The organism is Streptomyces sp. NPDC005899, assembly GCF_040629645.1.
Classification (GTDB): Bacteria; Actinomycetota; Actinomycetes; order Streptomycetales; family Streptomycetaceae; genus Streptomyces.
The window spans coordinates 1-9818 of sequence record NZ_JBEXWB010000244.1; the positions used below are offsets into that span (position 1 = coordinate 1).

At 73.0% G+C, this 9818-nt stretch carries 9 protein-coding genes and 1 pseudogene; 5 read left to right on the forward strand and 5 right to left on the reverse strand.

The window, feature by feature from the left end; all coding sequences use genetic code 11:
• Together ABZ371_RS23325 and ABZ371_RS23330 are read right to left on the reverse strand one after the other, a co-directional pair.
• A partial coding sequence (locus ABZ371_RS23325) for an SWF or SNF family helicase (protein WP_358682866.1) occupies positions 1-1002 on the reverse strand: 1002 nt, incomplete at its 3' end.
• Entirely contained in the window at positions 999-3890 is a 2892-nt protein-coding gene (locus tag ABZ371_RS23330; RefSeq protein ID WP_358682868.1) for a DEAD/DEAH box helicase, read from the reverse strand. The genes ABZ371_RS23325 and ABZ371_RS23330, both read right to left, overlap by 4 nt.
• 255 nt (positions 3891-4145) lie before the next feature.
• Here ABZ371_RS23330 and ABZ371_RS23335 point away from each other — a divergent pair, with 255 nt between their 5' ends.
• The 3 genes from ABZ371_RS23335 to ABZ371_RS23345 all read left to right on the forward strand — a co-directional run bounded on the left by ABZ371_RS23335 (position 4146) and on the right by ABZ371_RS23345 (position 6021).
• Positions 4146-5216: an acyl-CoA desaturase gene (locus tag ABZ371_RS23335; RefSeq protein ID WP_358682870.1), complete on the forward strand. Its 1071-nt coding sequence runs from the start codon at positions 4146-4148 to the stop codon at positions 5214-5216.
• Positions 5217-5299: 83 nt separating this feature from the next.
• Complete coding sequence (locus tag ABZ371_RS23340; RefSeq protein WP_358682872.1) at positions 5300-5482, forward strand: hypothetical protein; 183 nt, start codon at positions 5300-5302, stop codon at positions 5480-5482.
• Positions 5479-6021 carry an MOSC domain-containing protein gene (locus ABZ371_RS23345; protein WP_358682880.1) on the forward strand — a complete coding sequence of 181 codons (543 nt, stop codon included), beginning with the start codon at positions 5479-5481 and terminating at the stop codon, positions 6019-6021. The genes ABZ371_RS23340 and ABZ371_RS23345 overlap by 4 nt, the downstream gene beginning before the upstream one ends.
• A 91-nt stretch (positions 6022-6112) precedes the next feature.
• Here the strand turns inward: ABZ371_RS23345 and ABZ371_RS23350 are convergent, their stop codons facing one another.
• On the reverse strand, positions 6113-7000 hold the full coding sequence (locus ABZ371_RS23350) for a hypothetical protein (RefSeq protein ID WP_358682874.1): 888 nt from the start codon (positions 6998-7000) through the stop codon (positions 6113-6115).
• Positions 7001-7223: 223 nt separating this feature from the next.
• Here ABZ371_RS23350 and ABZ371_RS23355 point away from each other — a divergent pair, with 223 nt between their 5' ends.
• Positions 7224-8129: an oxygenase MpaB family protein gene (locus ABZ371_RS23355; protein ID WP_358682876.1), complete on the forward strand. Its 906-nt coding sequence runs from the start codon at positions 7224-7226 to the stop codon at positions 8127-8129.
• Here the strand turns inward: ABZ371_RS23355 and ABZ371_RS23360 are convergent.
• The gene (locus ABZ371_RS23360; RefSeq protein WP_358682878.1) at positions 8109-8639 is read right to left on the reverse strand and encodes a PadR family transcriptional regulator; all 531 of its coding nucleotides are present in this window, start codon (positions 8637-8639) and stop codon (positions 8109-8111) included. The two genes, ABZ371_RS23355 and ABZ371_RS23360, sit on opposite strands and share 21 nt — an antisense overlap.
• Positions 8640-8764: 125 nt before the next feature.
• Between ABZ371_RS23360 and ABZ371_RS23365 the strand changes: the two genes are divergently transcribed.
• Positions 8765-9538, forward strand: coding sequence for an alpha/beta hydrolase (locus tag ABZ371_RS23365; protein WP_358682882.1), 774 nt, complete (start codon positions 8765-8767; stop codon positions 9536-9538).
• Between the two features lie 10 nt (positions 9539-9548).
• On the opposite strand, the pseudogene ABZ371_RS23370 reads toward ABZ371_RS23365, so the two are convergent.
• Positions 9549-9689: pseudogene (locus ABZ371_RS23370) on the reverse strand (SAM-dependent methyltransferase); the annotation flags it as partial.
• Positions 9690-9818 lie beyond the last annotated feature (129 nt).

A 9818-nucleotide genomic window follows, 5' to 3' on the forward strand; every position in this document is an offset into this window, starting at 1 on the left:
CGTGCCGCACGCGGCCGGCTGACGTCCCGTGGCGGCGGAGAGGCGTGCCACCGCGCCGGAGGAGGGCCGGGCATCGGCGGCCAGCCGCACCGCGTCCTGCTCCGGCGTCAGTACGGACGGCGGGGGCCGCTCCCCGTGGCCGTGCGCGAGGGCGTCCGTCAGCAGGACGAAGGCCCGCACGGCGGTGTCGGCCGCGAGGAACTCGAGCGCGGCCGGATCGACGCCCGCGACCGGCTCCGTCTCCGTGTCCAGCGACGGCGGGGTCCCCGGCCCGTCGGGCAGTGGCGGGGGAGGGGGCAGCGGCGGCAGGATGTCGCGGGCCGCGAACGACTCGTCGGCCCGGACACCGCGGGGTGTGCCGGGGGCCGCGCCACCGCCGGCCGCGTCTCCCACCGAGCCGGTCGCGCGGGCGGCGCTGCGCACCTGCAGTTCGTCGAGCAGCCGCCGCTCGTCGCGCCCCCGCAGCAGCAGGAGGACGAAGGGGTCCTGGTCCAGCAGCCGGGCCACCTGATAGCACAGGGCGCCGGTATGCGGACAGTGGTCCCACGCCTCGCAGCCGCACTCGGGCTCCAGGTCACCGATCGCGGGCAGCAGATCGACACCGGCCGCCGACGCGTCCTCCACGAGAAGCGGAGGCATCTCACGGTCGAGCAACGCGGCGATGTGACCGGCGCGCTCGGACGCCACGTCCAGGAACCGGTCCCAATCCTCCCGGCTCAGCGGCTGGAGCAGCACGTCACTGCGGTACGTGGTCGAGTCACGGTCCTGGACCACCGCGGTGATCCGGCCGGGACGGACCGAGACCGCACCGACCCTGCCCTCACGGGCCAGGCCGCGCCCCCGCTTGAGCTGCGCACCGTCCAGAGCGGTGTCCTCGAGGGCCTTGAGCCATGCCCGTCCCCACCACGACGACGCGAACGCGCGCCCCGGGGCGGGCGGCAACGCGGCGAACGTGCGCTCCGGTTCGTCATGGGCGTGCTCCGGCGTGTGGGCGTCGGTCATCGTGTGTTCCCCCGCAGCCCGACCAGGTCGGCCAGCTCGGCATCGGTCAGTTCGGTCAGGGCGCCCTCGCCACCGCCGAGCACCGCGTCGGCGAGTCCCTGCTTGCGGGCCAGCATGTCGGCGATCCGGTCCTCGACGGTCCCCTCGGCGATCAGTCGGTGCACCTGCACCGGCTGCGTCTGCCCGATCCGGTACGCCCGGTCGGTGGCCTGCGCCTCGACCGCCGGATTCCACCAGCGGTCGAAGTGCACCACGTGCTCCGCGCGCGTCAGGTTCAGCCCCGTGCCCGCCGCCTTCAGCGAGAGCAGGAACACCGGGATGGAGCCCGCCTGGAAGCGGTTCACCATCGCCTCCCGTTCGGCGACGGGAGTGCCGCCGTGCAGGAACCGGGTGGGGATTCCGCGGGCCGCCAGATGACCTTCCAGCAACCGCGCCATCCGCACGTACTGGGTGAACACCAGGACACTCGCGCCCTCGGCGAGGATCGTGTCGAGCAGCTCGTCGAGCAGCTCCACCTTCCCCGAGCGGCCTGTGACCCGGGGACGGTCCTCCTTGAGGTACTGCGCGGGATGGTTGCAGATCTGTTTGAGCGCCGTCAGGAGCTTCATGACGAGTCCGCGCCGGGCGAAGCCGTCCGCGGAGGAGATCTCCGCGAGTGTCTCGCGCACCACCGCCTCGTAGAGGCCCGCCTGTTCGGCCGTCAGCGACACCGTGTGATCGGTCTCCGTCTTGGGTGGCAGCTCCGGGGCGATGCCGGGGTCGGACTTGCGGCGCCTGAGGAGGAACGGCCGCACCAGCGCGGCCAGCCGGTCGGCGGCCGCGGGATCGCCGCCTTGCTCGACGGCACTCGCGTAGCGGTTGCGGAACGTTCCCAACCGGCCCAGCAGCCCGGGGGTCGTCCAGTCGAGGATCGCCCAGAGTTCGGAGAGGTTGTTCTCCACGGGCGTGCCCGTGAGCGCGACGCGGGCGCCAGCCCCGATCGTGCGCAACTGCCTGGCGGTCGCCGAGTGCGGATTCTTGACGTGCTGCGCCTCGTCGGCGACGACCAGGCCCCAGGGCTCCTGGGCGAGCCGGGCCGTGTCCATGCGCATGGTGCCGTACGTCGTCAGGACGAACTCGCCGACGCCCACGTCCTCCAGGGAGCGTGACGGGCCGTGGAAGCGGCGCACGGGCGTGCCCGGTGCGAACTTCTCGATCTCACGCTGCCAGTTGCCCATCAGGGAGGTGGGGCAGACGACGAGCGTGGGCCCCGCCTCCGACGGGAGGCCCTGCCGGTGGAGGTGGAGGGCGATCAGCGTGATCGTCTTGCCCAGCCCCATGTCGTCGGCGAGACAGCCTCCGAGGCCGAGTGACGTCATGGTGTGCAGCCAGTCGAGGCCGCGCAGCTGGTAGTCGCGCAGGTCCGCCGCGAGGGCGTCCGGCTGGGCGACCGTCCGTGCCGCCCGCGACTCCGGGTCGGCGAGACGCTCCCGCAGGCGTTCGAGCGCACCCGTGGCCGTCACCTCCACCCGCCGGCCGTCGATCTCGGTGCTGCCGGTCAGCACGGCGCTCAGGGCGTCCATGGGCGTGACCTTGCGGTCGCGGGACTCGCGGGCGCGCCGAGCCTCTTCGGGATCGACGAGCACCCACTGATCGCGCAGTCTCACCAGCGGCCTGCCGGCCTCGGCCAGCCGGTCGAGCTCCTGACCACTGAGCTGCCGGTCGCCCAGCGCGAACCGCCAGTCGAAGGCGAGCAGGGCGTCCGACGACAGGAGGGACGGCGCCCCCGAAGTGTCGGCGCGAGTTCCCGTGCCGCCGTCCCCGGAGCTGTCCTGACCTCCCGACGGGCCGATCACCGCGCGGGCCGTGAGCTTCCTGGCGAGCTCCTTGGGCCAGTGCACCCGCATGCCCGTCGCGGCGAGTGCCCGGGCGGCGGGGCCCAGCAGTTCCGCGATCTCCTCGTCGGCCGGTTCGACGGCGTCCGGGACCGGAGCCGACAGCAGGGGCGCCAGCGGCGGCCACGCGCGTGCGGCACGCCGCAGTGCCAGCAGGGCGTCCATACGCGCACGCGGACCGAACCGCGCGGCCGCGGGGCCGTTCCCCGCCCAGACGTCCGCCGCGTCGGCGACCAGTCCCGGGTCCTGGACGCTGTGCACCTGCAGGACGGCGCGGAACGTCGGGCCACTGCCCGCCTCCGGGGCTTCCGGGTCCGCCTCCACGAGTCCGGGAACCTCGACCCGCAGGGACAGCCGCACACCCGAGTCGTGTCCCGCCGCCACATCGGCCGCCCAGGGGCGCAGCCCCGGCAGGTGGTGAGGCGCCCGCGCCGCGAACGCCGGTCCGCCCGTGACGAGCGCGGCGGCCGGGGAGCGCGGCAGCGCGTCGGCGACCGCGTCGAGGAAGGCCCGGAGCAGCGACTCCGGTTCGGCCAGCGTCACCGGCCCGGCCACGTCGAGCGGCACCGCGTGGGCGGTCGGGGGCATGGAGGCGGAGAGCACCCGGATCCGTTCCACGTCCTCCTCGCCCAGCGGCCCCGCACGCCAGGCGTCGTGGTCGGTCGCGCTCAGCCCCGGCAGCAGCAGTCCGCGTGCCAGGAGCTGCAGTGCCAGCACTCCTGCGGCGCCCCAGAACGCGACCGCCGGGGAGGCGTGAGCGCCGGTGCGCGCCCGCGTCAGAACGGGCAGGGCGTCGTCCACGGGCATGGACAACGCCGGTACCGGGCGGGGGAGAAGGTCGTTCCCGACGACGGTCAGTTCAGCCAGGACCCCATGATCGCCGGGTGGGGCGCTGCCGTCCGGGTTCCAGAACGCGATCCGGCCGGCACGGGCGGGATCGGCGGGGAGGAAGACCGCGGAGCAGCGGGACAGTTCTGAGATCTCGTCGATGGTCGACGCAGGGAGTCTGTGCACAGCGATGTCAGATTCCTCAAACTTGACTAGTTGGCCCGGGGTCGCCGAGGGTACTCCACCCCGGCCCGTCCCGGGGGTGGTGCGCGGTCGTCCGTCCCACTCGTCCCTGCCCTCCGGAGCGTGGGGTGCGGCCCGCGCCACCGCCGGGCACGGGGGCTTACCCCCGCACGACCGGGGTGATGGCGCCATGGCTGCCGCAGGCCCCTTCTCCGTACGTTCGACAAGGTCAGCAGAAGCCCGGAAACCGGAGACGTCATGCCCCAGGCGGTAGCCATCGTTACGCCGAACGCCCTTATCGCGAGCGAGAGTTCGGGGAACCCGGAAGGTACCAAGGCCACCGGGAGCGACTTCGCGCCCCTCCTGAGGACCGTCCGGGGCCAAGGTCTGCTCGAACGCCGCACAGGCTGGTACGCGGCGGGCATCGCCGCCAATCTGGTCGCCCTCGCGGCGGCGGGCACCGGGATGGTGCTCCTCGGTGACACGTGGTGGACCCTGCTCCTCGCGCTGCCGCTGGCGGTCCTGTGGACCCGCACGGCCTTCTTCGGCCACGACGCCGGTCACGCGCAGATATCCGGCGACCGCGAGGCGAGCCGGATCATCGGGCTGGTGCACGCCAACCTGCTCCTCGGGATGAACGAGGCGTGGTGGAACGACAAGCACGTGCGCCACCACGCCAACCCCAACCACATCGACAAGGACCCCGACGTCGGAGTCGGCGCACTGGTGTGGACGCAGAAACAGGCCGCGCAACGCGAGGGCTTCGCCCGTTGGCTCACCCGCAACCAGGCGCGGCTCTTCTTCCCCATGCTGCTCCTCGAAGGCATCGCCCTCAAGATCTACGGCTTCCAGTTCCTGCGGCGCCAGCCCGCGCGTGAGCGTGCCCTGTCGGGGCTGCTGCTCTCCGGCCACCTCGCCCTGTACGCGGCACTGCTGCTCTCCGCCATGTCGCCCGGCAAGGCCGTCGTCTTCGCTCTCGTGCACCACGCTCTCTTCGGCCTCCACCTGGGTATGGCCTTCGCCCCGAACCACAAGGGCATGGAGATGCCCGACCCGGACGGCGACCGCTGGGGCCACCTGCAACGTCAGGTGCTCACCTCGCGCAACGTGCGGGGCGCCTTCCTCACCGACTGGTTCCTCGGCGGCCTGAACTACCAGATCGAGCACCACCTCTTCCCGAGCATGCCCCGCCCCCACCTGCGGCTCGCGCAACCACTGGTGAAGGCCCACTGCGCCGCGATCGGGATGCCGTACGCGGAGACCGGCCTCGTCGAGTCCTACCGGCAGGCGCTGGAGCACATGCACGAGGTCGGGGAGCCACTGCGGTGAACGCGGCCGCCCGCCGGAACCGATGGGCGGCCGCGTGCGTTCTCCCCACAGAAGCGGCTCGGGCCGCGAAGGAGGCAAAGATCATGTCGAACGGTGCAAAAGTCGCCATCGCGGGAGTGGTCGCGGCAGTCGTCCTGATTCCGTTCATCGGTTTCTGGTGGTCGCTGCTCGTCCTCCTGGGGGTACCCACGCTGGGCTACCTGATGCTCGACCCCTCCCAGCGGCGCAGGCTGCGCAGGATCACCCGTAAGGAGATAGGGCGCTGAACAGCACGGTCGTGGCAGTGAGCAGCAACGGCGAGTACTCCTTCACCAAGCCGAACCGGGACAGCATCAGGCTCCTCGGCGGGCTCGGCGTGGAAGGTGACGTCCACGCGGGCGTCACCGTCAAGCACCGCTCGCGCGTCGCCCAGGACCCGACGCAGCCCAACCTGCGCCAGGTCCACCTCCTGCACCAGGAGCTCTTCTCCGAGTTGCGGGACGCGGGCTTCGAGGTCGCACCGGGCGACCTCGGGGAGAACGTCACCACCAGCGGGATCGATCTGCTCGCCCTTCCCGTGGGGACACTGCTCCACCTCGGTGACGAGGCCGTGGTCGAGGTGACCGGACTGCGCAATCCGTGCCTGCAGATCGACAGGTTCCAGGACGGACTGCTCAGGCAGGTCGTCGGCCGCGACGCGGACGGTGCCGTCGTCCGCAAGGCCGGGATCATGGGCGTCGTGAGGGCCGGCGGCGTCGTGCGGCCCGGCGATCCGGTCCGGGCGGCGCTGCCCGACGGCCCTCATCGGCGCCTGGAGCGGGTGTAGGTCACGCCCGGACGAGGCGGGGTGCGGTGCCGGTGTCCCGAGGAGGGGGGGGAGCGGTGCCGACGGGCTACGGGGCGACCCGGCGGGGGGCTCAGGCGGGCCGGACAGCCATCTCGTCCAGGGAGTTCAGCAGCCCGGGAAGTTCGGCACCCCGGCCGATCGGCAGTACCTCCCCCGGCTCCTCGTCCAGCAGGACGAACGCGATGTCGTCGGTGCGGGCGACGAGGGACCAGCCGGGTCCGTCGGCACGCAGCGTGCGGGCTCCGCCGGGTGCGAACGCCGAGCGTATCCGCCCGGGCGGTGGCGGGTCGGACACATACGCCCGAGCCTCCGCGAGGACCCTGCGGACGCCGGGGTGCCGCACGGAGGCGGCCGCCTCCCCGTCGCCGTCCCCGGAGCCCGCGGCCGGCTGCCCGGGCCGCGCCTCCTCGGCGCTCCCGCCGTCCGCCGTCTCGCCGCCGGGACGGCCGAAGGCGGTACCGTCGTCGACCTGCTCCCGCCAGGCGGCCCACTGCGCGGCGACCGCGTCCGCACCCATACGCCGTTGCGCCGGGCCCCAGACGCCGGTGTCCGGTGGCGCCAGTGGTGCCGGGTCGGCGCCCTGCGCCGCCGGATCCGGCAAGGGGTCATGGGGCGCGGGGACGCCCGGCGCGGCGACCGCCAGTGCGAGTGGCCAGCCGGGCAGGGCGCACACCACCGAGCGGTCGTCGGGCGAGAGGTCGTACTCCATGCCGCAGTCCCAGGAAGCGATGGCGACCGCCACCAGCGAGACATCGTCCACGACCACCGTCCAGCGGGCGCCGGTACCGTCCTGGCCGAGGACGAGGCCGTACCCCTCGGCATAGGGCTCGAGGCCCAGCACGGCGCAAGCGGCGACATAGTCGTCGCCGAGCACGCTCGGGAACTGCGCGGGGGTCAGCAGCACCGCCGTCAGCACGAACAGTGCGTCGTCGGTGACCGTGTCGTCCGTCCCGGTCACAGCACCCTCCTCCACTCACGTCACTCGGTCGTCGGCCGTCACCCGGCCCGTCGGCGCACCTTAGCTACTCGGTAACGTCGCCGTCGAGGCCCTGACGAGCGAGCGCGGCACCGCCCCCGGCGCGCGGAGGGCGCCGGGGCACGCCGGAGTGCGCCCGTGCGGTGGTGTGCGGGGCGAGCCGCCGGCCGTAGGGTCGTACCTCCGGCTCTGGAGGGGGAACGGCATGCTGAAGCGGTACGAGCGGCTCAAGGAGATCCTGCGGCTCGACCCCGACCGGGACTTCCTGGAGATCTACCGGCTCACCGTCACCTACGAGTTCCCCTGGGACATCACCCGCGCTCTCGAACTCGCCCTGTACCGCACCTACGCGGTGCCTGCTGTCGGCCGGCTCCTCGCCGTGACGGGCGAGCTGACGGAACGTCCGCAGAAGAGGTACGACGACACCGCCCTCCTGCTCGACACCGTTCTGGAGCACGGTTTCGACAGCGAGGAGGGGCGCACGGCCGTCCGGCGCATCAACCGGATGCACCGCAGCTACGACATCAGCAACGACGACATGCGCTACGTCCTGTGCACCTTCGTCGTCACGCCGAAGCGATGGCTCGACACGTACGGGTGGCGCAGGCTGTCCGGACACGAACTGCGCGCCTTCGCCGCCTACTACCGCACCCTCGGGGCCCACATGGGCATCAAGGACGTGCCCCGGACGTACGAGGAGTTCGAGCGCACACTGGACAGCTACGAGGAGGAGCACTTCGGCTGGGACGCGGGCGCCCGCTCGGTGTCCGACGCCACCCTGGCCCTGATGGGCTCCTGGTACCCCGGACCGCTGGCGCCGGTCGTCCGCGCGGCCAGCCTCGCACTGCTGGACGACACACTGCTGCGGGCGTTCCGCTACCCGCGTCCGGGCCGCGTCGCGCGAGGGCTGACCCGCGGGGCACTCCGGCTGAGGGCTCGCGCCGTTCGGCTCATGCCACCCCGCTCCACCCCGCGTTACGCCCGGCAGAACCCCGAGATCAAGGGCTACCCCGACGGCTACGAGGTCGCCGCACTCGGTACGTTCCCCACGCCGGGCGTCCGAGGCTGTCCGGTCGCGCGAGGCCGGACGTCAGAGGGCGCTGCCGAGTGAGTCCAGGGTGGTCCGCAGCCACCGCAGCTCCGCCGTGGTGGTCGCCCGGGCGATCGTGAGGATGCCCCGGCGGAAGGGGTCGTCGAGCTCCTCCGCCGGCAGCGGCCGGTCCCCGGCGTAGAAGAAGCTCGTGGGTTCGTCCAGGAAGGCCAGCCGCCGTCGCAGGACGGCCGCCTGGGCCGACGGGTCGGGTAGGTGGCGGAGGAACGCCAGAAGCACGAACCACCGGTTCTCGTCGGTGATGTCCGCCTCGGCCGGTTCCGCCAGGCGGCGCCGCAGCTCCGCCCTGCCCTGCTCGGTCGGCGTGAGGACGTGACGGGGCGCGGCGGCGGAGCCCGGCTGCGTCTCACGTGCCAGCAGTCCGGCGTTCTCGAGCCGTTTGACGGCCGGGTAGAGCGTGCTCTCGGCGACGGGCCGCACGTGTCCCATGAGCGCCGCGACGCGTTTGCGCAGTTCGTAACCGTGCAGAGGCGTGTCGTAGAGGAAACCGAGAAGGGCGAGCTCCAGCATTCCCGCATTGTCCCTCAGGTGCGCGGCGTGGCCTTTCATGCGTAGTACAACGTCCCAGTGGTACATCGGTGGCGATGTATTCTCGGGCGGACGACGACGGATGTACGGATGCTCGGGAGGAAGCGGTGTTCGAGGCGCGGTTCGACAGCCGGGGCAGCCGGATCCGCTGGACCGCGTCCGGCGGGTCCCCCGGAGCCGGCGATGCCGCCACCGTCTACGTGCACGGGCTCGGGGCCGCCTCCGCCGCCTATCACGCCCACATCGCGGCCCATCCCGCCCTCTCCGCGCGGCGCTCGCTCTTCGTCGATCTGCCCGGACACGGCATCAGCGACCGCCCACAGGACTTCGGCTACTCCCTGGAGGAGCACGCCGACGCGCTCTCCGCGGCCCTCGACGGGGCCGGGGTCCGGGGCGCGGACCTGGTGGCCCACAGCATGGGGGGCGCTGTCGCGATCGTGCTTGCACACCGGCGGCCGGATCTGGTGCGGCGCCTGGTGCTCACCGAGGCCAACCTGGACCCGCTCCCCCCGGCGACCGCGGGGAGCAGCGTCATCGCCTCGTGGCCGGAGGACGGCTTCGTCCACGGCGGCGGATTCGCCCGGGTGCTGGAGGGCGTCGGTCCGCTGTGGGCCGCCACCATGAGACTCACCGATCCGCTGGCACTGCACCGCTCGGCGTGCGCACTGGTGCGAGGCACCCACCCCACCATGCGCCGGATGCTCATGGCGTCGACGGCGGAGCGCGTCTTCCTGCAGGGCGAGCTGAGCGGGGAACTGCCCGGTGCGCGGGAGCTGGCGGCGGCCGGAGTGCGGGTGGAGACCGTGCCGGGTGCGGGACACACCCTGATGTTCGACCGCCCGGACGCGTTCGTGCGGGCGGTCGCCGGAAGTCCGTTCTGACGGAGGCGCCTCAGCCCGTACGCACGGCGAGCGCGAGGAAGCGGTCGTCCTCGTCCGTGTACGAGACTGGCTGCCACCCGGCACGGGCCAACAGGGGTGCCAGCCGTGGTTCGGCCCGCAGATCGTCGTCCGACAGCCGGCGGCCGTGGCGGGGGGGCCCCCGCGCCCCCGCCGGCGGGCGGGAAAGCGCCCCCCCCCCCCCCCGGCGCCCCCCCCCCGCCCACACCCGCCCAAACACCACGGGCCCGCCGCGGGGGGGGTAAAGGCCCGCCCCCCACAC

Coding starts and splice junctions, on each gene's coding strand:
- ABZ371_RS23360 (WP_358682878.1), bottom strand. CDS start 8,639: ATGCTGGAGCTCGCCCTTCTCGGTTTCCTCTACGACACGCCTCTGCAC.
- ABZ371_RS23340 (WP_358682872.1), top strand. CDS start 5,300: ATGTCGAACGGTGCAAAAGTCGCCATCGCGGGAGTGGTCGCGGCAGTC.
- ABZ371_RS23335 (WP_358682870.1), top strand. CDS start 4,146: ATGCCCCAGGCGGTAGCCATCGTTACGCCGAACGCCCTTATCGCGAGC.
- ABZ371_RS23355 (WP_358682876.1), top strand. CDS start 7,224: ATGCTGAAGCGGTACGAGCGGCTCAAGGAGATCCTGCGGCTCGACCCC.